Source organism: Shewanella hanedai (assembly GCF_007197645.1).
Taxonomy (GTDB): domain Bacteria; phylum Pseudomonadota; class Gammaproteobacteria; order Enterobacterales; family Shewanellaceae; genus Shewanella; species Shewanella hanedai.
In genome coordinates this window covers 251,708-266,718 of the sequence record NZ_VKGK01000003.1, presented here as the reverse complement: position 1 = coordinate 266,718, position 15,011 = coordinate 251,708, and the positions used below count along the sequence as shown (strand labels likewise).

The following is a 15,011-nucleotide window of genomic DNA, read 5'->3' as shown; positions in this document are numbered from 1 at the left end:
ATAAGAAAACACTGCGCGGTGTCCTAGTCTTGTTCCCGCTAGACGATGGGGACCCGGACATTTATTCTTTAGACTCTACAAATAAAGAGTTATCTATAAGTTCAATTCCGAAGGCTATGGAATCAACCTGAGCAACCTAATTTATTCTCACTAGACGCTGAGATTAGGTTCTTGTTTTTATACTCGTACAAGATAATGAGTTAGGTTAGATGGTGGAGCCTAGCGGGATCGAACCGCTGACCTCAACACTGCCAGTGTTGCGCTCTCCCAGCTGAGCTAAGGCCCCTTTCTAACCTAATGACATTTGAGTGCACCGCAACTATTAATTGCTTGCGTCTCAACTGCGTGGCGCATTCTATGCAGCGCACCCAAAAGTGTCAACTCGTTTTTTAGGAATTTATTCTATTTGCTACAAATTCAATCGCTTTGAGGATTCTTTGCTCAGAACGAACCTTTCCAACTAAGAATAAGGTTAAATCGACAGCAGGAGACATGCCTGCGCCCGTTACAGCAACACGTAAAGGCATACCAACTTTACCCATACCAACTTCTAATTCTGTCGCTGTATCTTCAATAGCTTGATGAATACCTTCTAAAGTCCACTCATTTAAAGCAGCAAGCTTTTGCTGAACAAGTTGTAAAGGCTCCATTGCTACACCTCTAAGGTGCTTTTTAGCTGCTGTTTCATCAAATTCAGCAAAATCTTCATAGAAGTAGCGGCTAGATGCTGCCAAATCCTTTAAGGTTTTAGCTCTTTCAGATAAAGCAGTGACAACTTCAGCTAGTTCAGGACCATTAGTGGTATCAATGTTCTGATCCGCCATGTGCCATTCAAGATGTTTAGCCACATATTCTGGAGCAAGCTCCTTTATATAGTGCTGATTTAACCAGATCAACTTTTCGGTGTTAAAAGCAGATGCCGCTTTATTGATATCATCAAGCTTAAAGAGCTGCTTCATTTCATCAATAGAGAAGACTTCTTGATCACCGTGTGACCAACCTAAACGAACAAGGTAATTAAGTAGTGCTTCTGGTAAGTAACCATCGTCACGATATTGCATAACACCAACAGCGCCATGTCGCTTAGACAGCTTGGCACCATCATCACCCAAAATCATCGCTACATGAGCATATTCAGGAATTGGAGCACCAAGAGCTTTAAGGATGTTTATTTGACGAGGTGTATTATTGATATGGTCTTCACCACGAACAACACAAGTTATCCCCATATCCCAATCATCAACTACTACACAGAAGTTATATGTAGGCGTACCTTCTGTACGAGCGATAATAAGATCATCTAATCGTTCGTTTGAGATCTCAATACGACCACGAACGTGGTCGTCAAATACGACACTGCCCTCTGTCGGGTTTTTGAAGCGAACAACAAATGGCTCATCGGTATCTCGTGGAGCCTTATCACGACAACAGCCGTCATACTTCTGCTGTTCACCTTTCTCTGCCTGCTCTTCACGCATCGTTTCTATACGCTCACGTGAGCAGTAACATTTGTAAGCACTACCCTGCTCTAACATTTGAGCAATGATTTCGTTATAGCGATCGAAACGTTTCGTTTGGTAGTAAGGGCCTTCATCCCAATTCAGACCTAACCACTGCATCCCCTCAAGAATGGCTTCGCATGCTTCAGGCGTAGAACGTTCAATATCAGTATCTTCAATTCGCAGAACAAACTCGCCTTGATTGGCACGAGCACATAACCATGAATAAAGCGCTGTACGAGCGCCACCGACATGCAAGAATCCAGTAGGACTGGGAGCAAAACGCGTCTTAGTTGTCATAATGGGACACTAACCTATATAGAAAGTCTAAAAAAATAGACGGTACCAATGAATGTGGGGCATATTCTAACAGCCAATTGGGTTTAGGGAAATTGCCATACAGCTATATATGAAGATAAAGAGGCGACATTCACTTATATCCAACTTCGTTCGCTCCTCTTTTCTTTACTCGCCACAATGTTTTGAATAAAAATGAACCATACCAACAACAACATGAGCAACAAAGCGGCAACTCGTACAAAATTAAAACGCACTGTTCTTTTTCGCTAAAAAATCGTTGACACTAAGTCCTTCATCCCTATAATACGCCCCACACAGCGAGGTCGATTAGCTCAGCTGGGAGAGCACCTCCCTTACAAGGAGGGGGTCACTGGTTCGAGCCCAGTATCGACCACCATTTCTCTTCATTGAGAAATAAAACGTAACATAGTAAGTCCCAGGTCGATTAGCTCAGCTGGGAGAGCACCTCCCTTACAAGGAGGGGGTCACTGGTTCGAGCCCAGTATCGACCACCATTTCTCTTCATTGAGAAATAAAGCGTAACATAGTAAGTCCCAGGTCGATTAGCTCAGCTGGGAGAGCACCTCCCTTACAAGGAGGGGGTCACTGGTTCGAGCCCAGTATCGACCACCATTCTCTTTATTGAGAAGTAAAACGTAAGATAGTAAGTCCCAGGTCGATTAGCTCAGCTGGGAGAGCACCTCCCTTACAAGGAGGGGGTCACTGGTTCGAGCCCAGTATCGACCACCATTCTCTTTCTTGATACGCAAAGTTCAATTCCTCTGATTCAAATCTATTTTCAAATAATCTAAAAATCATTCTTAGTAAGATCATCCCTGACCAAGTATCAACCCCAACATCACCTTTTATCTATTCCTGCTATATTTCCAATAAATAACTATTGGCTTAAACCCTATCTACTCAATTTGCATTATTAAAAGTATTTGAGAATCCAAATTTAGTGGAAATAGCGTTACAGAAGAGAACCTACTGCACAAACCCCAGAAAATGAGAGCAAAGAGCAATCAACTGGCTGCTAGTTTGGTTGACGAGCTCTCAAACGGGATAGTTCGAGTCAGTTTGAATAAGACCCAAGCGAGCAATACCAAGACTAAGCTTGATGCGAACACAACACCACGCCAGCCCCAGTGCTGCCAGAATGGCATCAAGTAAGGCCCTCCTAAAGAAGCGCCTAAATAGTAGCAACACAAATACAATGCAGTAGCTTTAGCTCTATGGATCTTAGCGCGCTGAGCGACCCAAGCATTACAGCCACTATGAAGTAGGAAAAAGCCAAATGAGCTCATCAAAAAACCAAGGCAGATCGCCAAGATTGTATTCATTAACGTGACTAATCCGCCCAAAAACATAGCAGCTAGAGCAAGTCTAAATACAGCTTCTCGTCCAAAACGAGCTATCCAACCACCCGAGTAAAACGAGGCAAATGTACCACTGAGATAGCAAAGGAAAATCAGCGTAACTTGAAAACGTCCCCAATTAAACGGCGGCGCCATCAAATGAAGCTGAATATAGCTAAATTGGTTTACCATCACCAAAAATGCGAGACCACCTACGAGATAGATACCTCGTAGCTTTACATCGTTAAGGTGAAGGCAAAAACCACGAAAATCATCCTGAATAGATGTCAACCAAGACATAGGCTTTTTATCTAATATCGATAACGTTGAGGAACCACTATTTATGCTGTGACTTGGCAATAAACGATGAACAGCAATAACCCCCAACAGTGAAAGTAGCAAAACAACACCGATAACTTGTTGCCAATGCAATTCTAATGACAGCGCACCGCCAATCAGGCGACCAGCAATCCCGCCCAAACTGTTTGCAGCAATATAGACAGCCCCCGCTTTCAACATCGCTCCCTTGCTTAACTCATCTTTAAAATAAGCCATCGCGATAGCAGGCACCGCTGCTAATAACACGCCTTGCAATAACCTCAATGCCAATAGTTGCGAAAAATCACTCACAAAAATCATCAACAAGTCGGACGCTAAGAGAAGATATAAACTGATGAGTAGCGGGACTCTACGCCCTACCCTGTCTGATATAACGGCATATAAAAGCAGCGAGAAAGCCATTGAAAAACTGGTCACCGACAACAACAAAGTGGCATGTTTTATTGCAACGTCAAAAGTACCTGCTATCAGCGGCAAAACACCTTGTACCAAATAAAGATTGATATAAACAACGACTGATGCAATGGAAAGACCCCAGATCAGGCGCACCTCATGCTGATGTACCGGCGCTGAAGCATTGTTTTGAACTACGGAATGGTTAGGAAGGATCACTTGGCTATTATTGACCGACATCGGTTATGGCAACTTAATAAACAAACTCAATAGACATAGATTAGCATCAGTAATAACATAACAATAATAGATTAAAACAATCAGAGCTATTGATATTTGTTATGGATATACGTCAACTTAATCACCTAGATGCACTTGTTAAACATGGCAGTTTCACTAAAGCAGCCGAGAGTCTAAATATGGCCCAACCCGCGTTGAGTCAGAGTATTAAGCGGCTAGAGGGATCACTTGGCGTTATTTTAGTCAGTCGTAGCATGAAAAAAATCACACTGACTGCTGAAGGTGCTGCATTGCACCAACATGCTCTGCTTATTATCAAACAGCTCAAAAGAGCAGAAGCTGACATCAAATCCATGGCAAACCTCACTAAAGGTGAAGTAAGAATTGCCGTTCCAGGCATGTTAGGTTCCTTCTACTTACCGAGCCGACTAATGGCATTTCGTCACCAGTACGCCGATCTTAAATTGTCACTCTTTGAAGGAGGCACTCGGGATTCATTGAGGATGCTGATACAAGAAGAGGTCGATATTGCCATCATTACCGCTCAAGATCTAAAACCTGAGTTTAATAGCCACCGTCTGCTAACCGAGCAAATGGTTGTCGCCCTTGGGCCTGAACACCCATTAGCTGAGTACAAGAGCATTAATATTAAGCAGTTCTTTGAACATGAGCTGGTGATGTTTAAACCTGGTTACTTCCACAGAGAGTGGATGCTATCCCAAGCCACTGCTTTAGGCCTAACGGCCAACATAGGTTTTGAAACAAACTTGATTAACTTGATAAAACAGATCGTCTCGCAAGGTTTTGCAATCACCAGTGTGCTTGAAATGGTGATCAGCGATAAAGATGAAATTTTAGCGAAGCCTTTTGATCCCCCAGTCTTTCTCGACTTGCATGTCGCTTGGAAGAAACACAAACCAATCAGCGTCGCCGACAGAGCTTTTGTTGATTTCCTAATGGAAAACAGATAAAAAAAACACCTTATGACTTAAGCCATAAGGTGTTCAAATATATAACAGATCGTGAGACTTAAGCTTTAATGCTTCTTACGTCCTCAACTGAATCACAAACCAAGGCTTTTTGAGCCATGATTTGACACTGTGCGTAATTAAGATTTCTTACTCTCGCCTTTACCACTGGCAGAGAAGGCACACTCACTGATAACTCTTGAACGCCTAGACCAACAAGGATAGGAACAGCAACAGGATCACTTGCTAAACTGCCGCAGATACCAGTCCACTTGCCTTCACGATCGGCAGCTTTCACCGTCATATCAATAAGACGAAGTACTGCAGGATGTAATCCATCAATACGCGCAGCTAATTTTGGATGACCACGATCGATCGCCAAAGTGTATTGCGTTAAGTCATTTGTTCCAATAGAGAAGAAATCAACTTCCTTAGCAAAGTGGTCAGCTAATAGTGCCGCTGAAGGTACTTCGATCATGATGCCAATCTCAACAGTCACGCCCACTTTTTCTTGCTCTTCAAGAACAAGCTTCTTCACTGCTCGGAATTCATCAAGTGAGCTCACCATTGGGAACATGATCCGCACATGTCCAACATGAGATGCTTTCAAAATGGCATGGACCTGTTTGCGTAACATGCTAGGACGGTTAATACCGATACGCACGCCACGCTCACCTAAGAAAGGGTTTTCCTCTTTTGGCAAAGGCAGGTAAGCAAGCGGCTTATCACCCCCCACATCCAGAGTTCGAATGATAACGGGACGATCTTTACCCATAGCGCCAATAATATCGCTATAAGCCTTAATTTGCTCATCCAGGGAAGGCTCGGTCACTCGCTCCATGTAAAGGAACTCTGAACGCAACAGACCGACGGCCTCAGCACCCAGTTTAACGGCTTTCTCAGCATCTTCTAGATTTGCAATGTTGGCAGCAATCTCAACGCGATGGCCATCTTTTGTGATCGCAGGCTGATTGGCCACTTTCAATGCCGCACTAGACTCTTCAGCAATGTGCTTTTGCTGAGATAAACATTGATCTATCTCATCTGCAGTCGGATTAACCTTTAAGAAGCTCTTGTTTGCATTAAGAATAACTTCTGAGCCATTGTCATATCCACGAATACTCGCAGGCATGTTGACCAAATAAGGGATCCCCATAGCACAGGCTAAAATAGCAGCATGTGAAGTGGCGCCGCCCTCAAGAGTACAAATACCAATGACGGCCTTACGATCTAAGATAACAACCTCTGACGGGGTAATATCATCGAGACAAAGAATCGTATTTTCAGGTAGTTGAGCTGATGCTCCCTCGACACCGAGAAGGTAACACAGTACGCGCATCCCCACATCTTCAACATCAGTCGCACGGGCTGCAAGCATTGGGTTATCTAGCTGTCGCATCACATCCGCTTCAGCTAAAAAGCTCTTGTGCCAAGCCCACATAGCGCTTTTGCCTGAATTAATCAGTTCTACAGCGCGCTCAACAATGGCGGGGTCTTCCAACAACTGTTGATGTGCGATGAACACTTCAGCGTGTCCACCCGCATTTTCTTGTTCTAATTTATCAATTAACTCTTGCAGTGAAACACTGGCCTTTTTGATGCCATAATCCAATTGCTCAAGCTCATCACTGACGCTTACTCCCTTTTCAGGGTAGCTGGCCAATTCGCGGATCTGATGATAAAGCTTACCAATGACAACACCTGGTGAGGCTTTAACACCCGGTAGTAGACCGTCAGCACCTTCTACAGGACCAAGTAGTGGTATTTCAACTTCTATCGCTTCAGCAACAGGTAATCCTTCAGCAACTTCTTCACCCAGTCCAGAACGGAAACCGTTAAGAACGGCTTCCATAGTATCTTGGGCATCTGGTCCAGTCGCTGTGACAACCAGTTTTGAACCTAGCACTGTCTGCAATCCCATGATTGCAGTCAGACTGTTGGCATTACATTGCTTACCGTTATCCTGGTTTAAAAGGGTTACCTTACAGCTGAAACCCTTAACAATTTGAATAAGCGTCGCAGAAGGACGCGCATGAAGACCCAATGGGTTCATCAACACAACATCTTCTGTCACTGTAACATCATCTTGTGATGACTCAGTGCTGCCCTGCTCTTCCGCTTTAGCATCGACGGTAAAGACAATGTTTTGTCCTGCTGTTACGTTCGAACCTCGATTAACCACATAACCTGTTTCACCGGTCGTGATCATAATCGCAGTTTCTAGGCTGATCTCTTTTGACTCGATAAAGCTCGTATCAAAAGCGAGTAATTCCTGACCGATAACAACGGTGTCGCCTAGTTTAACTTTCGCATCAAAACCTTCGCCGCGAAGCGTCACGGTATTAATCCCAACATGGATCAACACTTCAACGCCAGTATCAGATTTAATCGCAACCGCATGCTTAGCGTCATGCAACTGGCTTATCGTGCCAGCACATGGTGCGACAACGACAGAATTCGTTGGATTGATCACAACACCGTCACCAATCATTCGTCCGGCAAACACGGGATCAGCAGAATCTTCGATACTCAGCACTACGCCAGAAAGAGGCGCTGACAAAGAGAGTAAGCAAGACTGGCTTTTATTTATCTGTAGACTCATAGGGAAACCTTAACAGTAGGTGTTTTATCTTCGCGGGTGATTTGCTTCATCTCATCGGCAATCATTTCAGCTTCAGGACCGACGACTATTTGTAGATTCTTATCGCCGATACGCACGATGGCTATCGCACCCAAAGACTTAAGATCTTCTTCACTCACTTTAGAGGTGTCTTTTAGCGTTAAACGTAAACGAGTAATGCTGGCATCGATGTGAGTTAAGTTCTGTGACCCACCTAATAATGCGATGCACTTTTGAGAAAATTCAGTTTTATCGACGATCTGACTAGCAGCAACAATAGGAGCTGGTGCTTCTTTGGCTGCAGCAACTGCAACTTCTGGGATCTTAATTGCACTCAAGTCTTCACTTGCCGCCACTTTTCTCATTTCACCGGCTATGATTTCAGCTTCAGTACCAACAATGACTTGCAGGTTCTTCTCACCGACGCGGATCATGCCACTGGCACCTAAGGCCTTAATCACACTCTCATTAACCGCATTAGGATCAACTAAGGTCAAACGAAGACGAGTGATACAAGCATCAATAACAGTCAGGTTATTCACACCACCAATAGCTTTAATGTACTGTCTAGCCTTGTATTCTTTATCTGTTAGACCTTGCTTATCTTTGTCATCTACAACACATTCACCCACGCTTTCGTCTTGAACTTCACGGCCAGGCGTTTTCAAGTTGAATATTTTGATACCGAAGTAGAACACGCAGAAGTAAAGGACTGCATATCCAAAGCCAATGAAAACAACCGTCCATGGATTGGTTGCTAATCCCCAGTTAAGCACCATGTCGAACAGACCAGCCGAGAAGCCAAAGCCAGTTAATGCCCCCATAGCTGTCGTTAATGCCATTGATACACCAGTCAATACTGCATGAATCGCATATAGACCTGGCGCTAGGAACATGAACATGAACTCAAGAGGTTCTGTAATACCTGTCAAGAAAGCTGTTACAGCAACTGAAAACAACATACCACCAACTTGAGCTCGGCGATCAACATCTGCTGTTAGATACATTGCCAGAGCAGCCGCAGGTAGACCGAACATCATTACAGGGAAGAAACCTGTCATGAACACACCAGCTTGAGGATCGCCCGCGAAGAAACGATGTAGGTCACCGTTAACAAGTAATCCAGCGGCATTGGTATAGTCACCTAAACCGAACCAGAAATACGAGTTCAATACGTGATGTAATCCTAATGGAAGTAAAGCACGGTTTAATGTACCGAATACAAATTGACCAATAGAACCTGAATCGGCAATGGCATGTCCAAATAGGTCGATACCATGTTGAATTGCCGGCCAAATATAGCCACAAGCCCAGCCCATCAATAACATGAACAGGCCAGTCATGATCGGCACAAGTCTTTTACCACTAAAGAAGCCAAGAATTGCTGGTAAAGAGACTGCATGGAAACGATTATAGGTGTGACCCGCGACAATACCGCTGATAATGCCACCAAAAAATGACATATCGATGGTTGGGTCTATCGTTGCTGTTGTCCCTTTAAGAATAAAGAATCCGACTGCGCCAGCTAGCGCTGCGGCACCGGCTCCATCGACAGAGATACCGACTGCGATACCCATAGCGAAGAGCAAAGGAAGGTTACTGAAAATGGCATTACCTGCTTCTGCCATAAACGGAATGTCGAACAAATCTGGCTGGCCCAAACGTAGTAGCAAAGCTGCTACCGGAAGGACCGCTATCGGTAGCATTAATGCTTTACCGATTTTTTGCATATACCCCAATATGTTCACGATTGAACCTCTTATATATTTTATTAAAGTGAGAATTGTCTATTTGGAATTTATCTTACTAACTTATTTTCCAAAGGAAATTAAAAAAGCAAAAAATCGGTACTTGATCGTGTTTTTTTTAAATTTTTACGTTCTAGATCACACTATAGACGCTTTTATTTTCCAACGAAAAATAAATTACCTATGATTTAGGGAATCAATTTATTTTCAGAATAAAATGTAGAGACACCTGTCGGAAAACTGCTACCGAATTGTATTTTGACCAGTAGTACTTGTCTTATACGATGACAATATGACTTTTTGTAATGCCGAGCCGTAGCTATTTAGGATAATGGGAGCAATTTCATCTTCACTAATAAGCAAAAGCTTAACGACACAGGCAACCTACACCTCAATTACTCGGAGTTTATCAAATGCGTTTTATACCTCTAAAAGACAAGCAAGCGGTTGGTCGTTGGGCTGCTCAATACATTGTTCAACGCATCAAGGATTTTAATCCTACTGCTGATAGACCGTTTGTTTTAGGTTTGCCTACTGGCGGCACCCCAGTTCCGACATATCAAGAGCTTATTCGTTTACACAAGGAAGGCGAGATAAGCTTCGCCAATGTCATCACATTCAACATGGATGAATACGTTGGATTATCAGCATCTCACCCTGAGTGTTATAAAATGTTTATGCGCACCAACTTCTTTGATCACATTGATATTCCGCTAGAAAATATCAACAATTTAGATGGGAATGCCGAAGATCTAGAAGCTGAATGCAAACGTTATGAGCAAGCGATTACTGCACAAGGTGGAATCGAATTGTTTATGGGTGGAGTAGGACACGATGGCCACATAGCTTTCAACGAGCCAGGCTCATCACTCGCTTCTCGTACACGTCTGAAAACGCTGACCACTGAAACTCGCGAAGCCAATGCCAGATTTTTTGATAACGAGATCAATAAAGTCCCTAAACTTGCACTAACAGTGGGAGTGGGTACCGTACTTGATGCTCGAGAATTAATGGTCCTTTCAACCGGTGCCAATAAATCCCGTGCCGTACAAGCAACCGTTGAAGGTTCTGTAAACCACATGTGGACCATTTCAGCTATGCAGCTTCATCCTAAAGCCATTATGGTCTGTGATGACTCAGCAACACTGGACCTGAAAGTACGTACATTACGTTACTTTCAAGACATTGAATCAGAAAACATCAAGGATTTTTGATATGCCGCATAACCTGATCCTTCATTCAGAAACAAGCTATGCATTGGTCGGTTTTAATCCATTGACGGGTGATCCACAACAGTCTGGTATCGACGCCATCGTCATAGATGAAGGTCGAATTATTGCAATTGGCAAAGCTGACGATATTGTTAAAGACCATGTGGTATTTGATCTCAATGGCCTTAATCTAAGCCCAGGCTTTATCGACTTGCAATTAAATGGCTGTGGTGGAGTGTTATTTAACAATGACATCTCGACCAAAACGTTAGATGTCATGCACGCAACAAACCTGCTCAGCGGCTGCACGACATTTTTACCGACACTGATCACCAGCAGTGACCAAGATATGCGTCAGGCGGTTGATGTTGTACGTCAATACAAGTCTGAACATCCAGATAGAGTTCCAGGGATTCATCTAGAGGGGCCTTACCTAAGTCAAGCACGCAAAGGTATACACAGTTTAGATTATATTCGTGAGCCCTCTGCAGAAATGATTAACTATTTCTGTGACAATGCCGATGCCATTGCCATGGTCACTTTAGCTCCCGAAGTCTGCCCTGCTGATACTATCGAGAAACTCTGTGAAGCTGGAATTATTGTCTCGATTGGACACACCAATGCCAGTTGTGAGCAAGTAAAATTAGCTGAACAAGCTGGCGCTCGGTTTGTGACTCATTTGCACAATGCGATGAGTCCTCTGGGCAGTCGTGAACCTGGCGTTGTCGGCGCAGTGTTCGACAGTAATATGCTTGGTGCTGGTATCATTGCTGATGGCTATCACCTTGCTTGGGAAAACCTGAGGATTGCTCATCGTTTACTTCAAGACCGTTTGGTTCTCGTGACGGATGCTACCACGCCTGCTGGAACCACTATTGAAGAGTTTGAATTTTCAGGTCAAATGATTCAACACCAGAACGGTAAATGCTCCAATGCCGATGGCACCCTTGCAGGTTCTGCCTTAGTCATGAACCATGCCGTAGCAAATAGTGTACGAGCAGGACTCGCTCCCCATGACGTTATTCGCATGGCAAGCATCAATGCAGCCCGTGCTATTGATATTGAAAAAGAAATGGGCAGTATTGCAGTAGGCCAATATGCTAATCTGGCATTCTTTGACGACAAGTTCACAATACAGGGAACGGTAAGTGGAGGAGATATTCAATTCTGCCATAATATCGCCGTTTGATTTGAGCTTTTAGTCGCTAGCGGGTCCGATTTCTTCTAGAATCTGACTCGCTAAATCAATATCCCAAAACCACCTTCGATATATGGGCTTAGTCTCTGAAGGTGATTTTGGGATATAGATATAAGTGAAAGACATAAAAAGGATAATAATAAAAATGTCGATTGTAATTGCTAATCTTGATTTCGTAAAAGAGCGAAATATTTCCGCTGTCTACAGAGTCATTGTTGAAAGTGGTTCCATTTCTCGGATTCAAATTGCTAGGCAATGCCGCCTCGCTGCAGGCAGTGTCACCCGAATTACACGACAGTTAATCCAAGCAGGGCTGATTCAAGAACAGGAACAGCAGTTTTCAGAGCGTGGTAGAAGAGCGACCTCCTTAGCGCCATCATTAGGAAAAGTACAGATCCTAGCGGCACGTGCAGGGCGAACAGAACTGCATATTGGTTTGTGTGATCTTTCGGGTAATTTACTCGCCAGAAGCTCTATTCCCCTAAAGCCTGTCAATCAGGTTGAATTTACTGAACTACTGATTTCCTCTCTACGTGAATTTATCGACACTCATCAGCAACACATTCGCTGTCTTGTCGGAATAGGTGTTTGTACACCGGGGCTTGTCGACTCATCAAAAGGCATTATCACCTTCATGCCTCATATCAGTATCAGTAACTTACCATTGGCGGAGAAAGTCACAGAGGCGATGGGATTGCCCTGTTACATCAATAATTTTATCTCATCGATGGCTCTGGCCGAACATCATTTTGGTGTCACTCAAGGGGTTAAAAACAGCTTATATGTCAGTGTTCATAACGGTGTGGGGGCTGGCATGATACTCGATGGCAAGCTGTATGAAGGAAGTAACCTCGCCGTTGGTGAAATGGGCCATATACAGATTGATCCCTTAGGACAGCGCTGTTATTGCGGAAATTTTGGTTGCCTAGAGACCATGGTTAGCAATTCAGTTATCGAGAGTCGTTGCCATAAATTACTCCAATCCGGTGTACCTAGCCTGCTCAGTGAGCAAGCCAATATTAGTGACATCTGTAAAATGGCTAAAGCCGGAGACAAGTTGGCTCATGACCTACTCAAAGAAGCGGCTTCGAACCTTGGCCGCGCTATTGCCATGAGTGTTAATTTACTTCGCCCTGATAGAGTCGTTCTAGCCGGTGAAATCTGTGAGGCTTTTAGTATTATTCATCCTGTACTTACACATTGTTTAAAAAGCCAAACCGTGTGCGTAAATGATGAGCTTGATACCAAAATAGTCTGTTCAGAGATTTATCAAAGTCCTTGGTATGGAGGTTTTACACTCGTCAGAAGAGCATTGCTTGAGCAGGGTTTGCTACTCAAGCTACTGTAAAAAAGCTAACACAGAATGCCTAAGTTGCATCATCTTGATGTTCAGGCATGGCATCCACAAAGGCACCCAGTTGATTGCAATTGTGGGTGATACGCACAATGTTGGAGTAAGACTGTAAATCCACCTTGAAACGATTGGCGTTATACACTTGAGGCACTAAGCACAAATCAGCTAATGTCACACTATCACCAAAACAAAACTGCCCAGCATGCGCCTCAAGCTGCTTCTCTAGTGCACCAAACCCTTCGTGGATCCAGTGATGATACCAAGACGATTTGGCGTCATCATCGACGTTAAGCTCTTTTGCAAGATACTGAAGTACTTTTAGATTATTAAGTGGATGCATTTCACAAGCAATCGACATCGCCATTGAACGCACAATAGCCCTCTGTTGCATATTCTGAGGAAGCAAAGCCATTTCAGGGTATTTTTCATCAAGATACTCAATAATGGCAAGCGACTGCGACAAAACAAATTCACCACTAGTATCACCAGAATCCGTATCGATAAAAGCAGGCACTAACTCTTGTGGATTTAACTTGGCGTAATCCGCCTTATGCTGCTCACCGCCCTCTTTTACTAGATGAACAGAAACCTGCTCAGCCTCCAACCCTTTATAATTTAATGCAATTCTGACACGGTAAGCAGCACTTGAGCGCCAATATCCATAAAGCTTCAACATGAGTTATTCCTCTTGATGCAAAAAAGGCCAATTCAATGAATCAGCCTTTTAAAAACACATCTGAATTAATACTAAGCTTTGTACTCAACTATCTGCTGGTCAATCGAGCCAAAGATCGTCTTGTTATTATCATCCAGCATCTCAATACGAACTCGGTCACCAAACTTCATAAATGAGGTTGACGGCTTACCATCAGCAATCGTCTCCAGCATACGCGTTTCGGCTAAACAGCTTGAACCTGCACTGCGATCATAGTTTGAGATAGTACCAGAGCCAATAATCGCACCAGCGCCCAATGGACGAGTCATAGCCACATGAGATACAAGTTGGCTAAAGTTGAATGTCATGTCGACACCCGCATTGGGTTGACCGAATAACTTACGGTTTAGGTGAGTGATTAATGGTAGATGTACTTTAGAATCTTCCCAGCGTGCGCCCAACTCATCAGGTGTCACGGCAACCGGAGAAAAACTGCTCGATGGCTTAGCTTGATAGAAACCAAAACCTTTCGCCAACTCACCAGGGATCAAGTTACGCAAGGAAACATCATTAACTAACATGAGTAGTTTAATGTGCTTTTCAGCATTTTCCGTTGAAACACCCATCGGTACATCATCAGTAATAATGGCTATTTCAGACTCAAAATCGATGCCCCACTCTTCGCTTCCCAATGGAATGTCAGCTTTAGGCGCGATAAAGCAATCTGATCCACCTTGATAAACCAAAGGATCTGTCCAGAATGTTTCAGGCATTTGAGCGCCACGCGCCTTACGCACTAATTCAACATGATTTACATAAGCACTGCCATCAGCCCATTGATACGCTCTTGGGAGAGGAGATAAACATTTAGACTCGTCGAAATCGATAGCGTTATCGATCAATCCATCATTCAATGCATCATATAACTCACTCAATTGCGGCTGAAGCAACTGCCATGCATCAAGTAGCTCTTGCATCGTATGAGCAATAGCGGGAACAGCGACTGTTTTTGAGAGATCTTTACTTACTAACATCAATTGGCCGTCACGACGACCATTGTTATAACTGGCTAACTTCATACCTGCTCCTGTCTTGGATCTCTACAGGCAAACAAACCCATGTTTGCTT

At 43.7% G+C, this 15,011-nt stretch carries 10 protein-coding genes and 5 tRNA genes; 8 read left to right on the top strand and 7 right to left on the bottom strand.

Annotated elements, in window-relative coordinates; genetic code table 11:
• Positions 1 to 210 precede the first annotated feature (210 nt).
• Both FN961_RS04565 and gltX read right to left on the bottom strand, forming a co-directional pair.
• Positions 211 to 286 (bottom strand) — tRNA-Ala (locus tag FN961_RS04565).
• Positions 287 to 389: 103 nt separating this feature from the next.
• On the bottom strand, positions 390 to 1,799 hold the full coding sequence (gene gltX / locus FN961_RS04560) for a glutamate--tRNA ligase (RefSeq protein WP_143563353.1): 1,410 nt from the start codon (positions 1,797 to 1,799) through the stop codon (positions 390 to 392).
• A gap of 321 nt (positions 1,800 to 2,120) precedes the next feature.
• Here gltX and FN961_RS04555 point away from each other — a divergent pair.
• The 4 genes from FN961_RS04555 (at position 2,121) to FN961_RS04540 (ending at position 2,549) form a co-directional block, all read left to right on the top strand.
• Positions 2,121 to 2,196: transfer RNA gene (locus tag FN961_RS04555), tRNA-Val, on the top strand.
• A 42-nt stretch (positions 2,197 to 2,238) separates the two neighbouring features.
• Positions 2,239 to 2,314: transfer RNA gene (locus FN961_RS04550), tRNA-Val, on the top strand.
• A gap of 42 nt (positions 2,315 to 2,356) precedes the next feature.
• Positions 2,357 to 2,432 (top strand) — tRNA-Val (locus tag FN961_RS04545).
• Positions 2,433 to 2,473: 41 nt separating this feature from the next.
• Positions 2,474 to 2,549 (top strand) — tRNA-Val (locus tag FN961_RS04540).
• 275 nt (positions 2,550 to 2,824) lie between these two features.
• Here the strand turns inward: FN961_RS04540 and FN961_RS04535 are convergent.
• Positions 2,825 to 4,129: an MFS transporter gene (locus tag FN961_RS04535; protein WP_143563352.1), complete on the bottom strand. Its 1,305-nt coding sequence runs from the start codon at positions 4,127 to 4,129 to the stop codon at positions 2,825 to 2,827.
• A gap of 101 nt (positions 4,130 to 4,230) precedes the next feature.
• Here FN961_RS04535 and FN961_RS04530 point away from each other — a divergent pair, with 101 nt between their 5' ends.
• Complete coding sequence (locus FN961_RS04530; protein WP_143563351.1) at positions 4,231 to 5,100, top strand: LysR family transcriptional regulator; 870 nt, start codon at positions 4,231 to 4,233, stop codon at positions 5,098 to 5,100.
• A gap of 58 nt (positions 5,101 to 5,158) precedes the next feature.
• On the opposite strand, the gene ptsP is transcribed toward FN961_RS04530, so the two are convergent.
• Complete coding sequence (gene ptsP / locus FN961_RS04525) at positions 5,159 to 7,699, bottom strand: phosphoenolpyruvate--protein phosphotransferase (RefSeq protein WP_143563350.1); 2,541 nt, start codon at positions 7,697 to 7,699, stop codon at positions 5,159 to 5,161.
• Positions 7,696 to 9,465 carry an N-acetylglucosamine-specific PTS transporter subunit IIBC gene (gene nagE / locus FN961_RS04520; protein WP_229814617.1) on the bottom strand — a complete coding sequence of 590 codons (1,770 nt, stop codon included), beginning with the start codon at positions 9,463 to 9,465 and terminating at the stop codon, positions 7,696 to 7,698. The genes ptsP and nagE overlap by 4 nt, the downstream gene beginning before the upstream one ends.
• A 413-nt stretch (positions 9,466 to 9,878) precedes the next feature.
• Between nagE and nagB the strand changes: the two genes are divergently transcribed.
• The 3 genes from nagB to FN961_RS04505 all read left to right on the top strand — a co-directional run bounded on the left by nagB (position 9,879) and on the right by FN961_RS04505 (position 13,222).
• Positions 9,879 to 10,679, top strand: coding sequence for a glucosamine-6-phosphate deaminase (gene nagB, locus FN961_RS04515; protein WP_143563349.1), 801 nt, complete (start codon positions 9,879 to 9,881; stop codon positions 10,677 to 10,679).
• 1 nt (position 10,680) lies between these two features.
• Positions 10,681 to 11,865 (top strand): N-acetylglucosamine-6-phosphate deacetylase, encoded by a 1,185-nt coding sequence (nagA, locus tag FN961_RS04510; RefSeq protein ID WP_143563348.1) that lies wholly within the window; start codon positions 10,681 to 10,683, stop codon positions 11,863 to 11,865.
• 154 nt (positions 11,866 to 12,019) lie between these two features.
• Entirely contained in the window at positions 12,020 to 13,222 is a 1,203-nt protein-coding gene (locus FN961_RS04505) for an ROK family protein (RefSeq protein ID WP_143563347.1), read from the top strand.
• A 19-nt stretch (positions 13,223 to 13,241) separates the two neighbouring features.
• Here the strand turns inward: FN961_RS04505 and maiA are convergent, their stop codons facing one another.
• Together maiA and FN961_RS04495 are read right to left on the bottom strand one after the other, a co-directional pair.
• Positions 13,242 to 13,901 carry a maleylacetoacetate isomerase gene (gene maiA / locus FN961_RS04500; RefSeq protein ID WP_185972726.1) on the bottom strand — a complete coding sequence of 220 codons (660 nt, stop codon included), beginning with the start codon at positions 13,899 to 13,901 and terminating at the stop codon, positions 13,242 to 13,244.
• A 74-nt stretch (positions 13,902 to 13,975) separates the two neighbouring features.
• A complete protein-coding gene (locus tag FN961_RS04495; RefSeq protein WP_143563345.1) occupies positions 13,976 to 14,962 on the bottom strand; it encodes a fumarylacetoacetate hydrolase family protein in 987 nt (328 codons plus the stop codon).
• Positions 14,963 to 15,011 lie beyond the last annotated feature (49 nt).

Excerpts from the sequence above, each read along its gene's own strand:
- gltX (WP_143563353.1), bottom strand. The coding sequence starts at position 1,799 with ATGACAACTAAGACGCGTTTTGCTCCCAGTCCTACTGGATTCTTGCAT.
- FN961_RS04535 (WP_143563352.1), bottom strand. The coding sequence starts at position 4,129 with ATGTCGGTCAATAATAGCCAAGTGATCCTTCCTAACCATTCCGTAGTT.
- FN961_RS04530 (WP_143563351.1), top strand. The coding sequence starts at position 4,231 with ATGGATATACGTCAACTTAATCACCTAGATGCACTTGTTAAACATGGC.
- ptsP (WP_143563350.1), bottom strand. The coding sequence starts at position 7,699 with ATGAGTCTACAGATAAATAAAAGCCAGTCTTGCTTACTCTCTTTGTCA.
- nagB (WP_143563349.1), top strand. The coding sequence starts at position 9,879 with ATGCGTTTTATACCTCTAAAAGACAAGCAAGCGGTTGGTCGTTGGGCT.
- nagA (WP_143563348.1), top strand. The coding sequence starts at position 10,681 with ATGCCGCATAACCTGATCCTTCATTCAGAAACAAGCTATGCATTGGTC.
- FN961_RS04505 (WP_143563347.1), top strand. The coding sequence starts at position 12,020 with ATGTCGATTGTAATTGCTAATCTTGATTTCGTAAAAGAGCGAAATATT.
- FN961_RS04495 (WP_143563345.1), bottom strand. The coding sequence starts at position 14,962 with ATGAAGTTAGCCAGTTATAACAATGGTCGTCGTGACGGCCAATTGATG.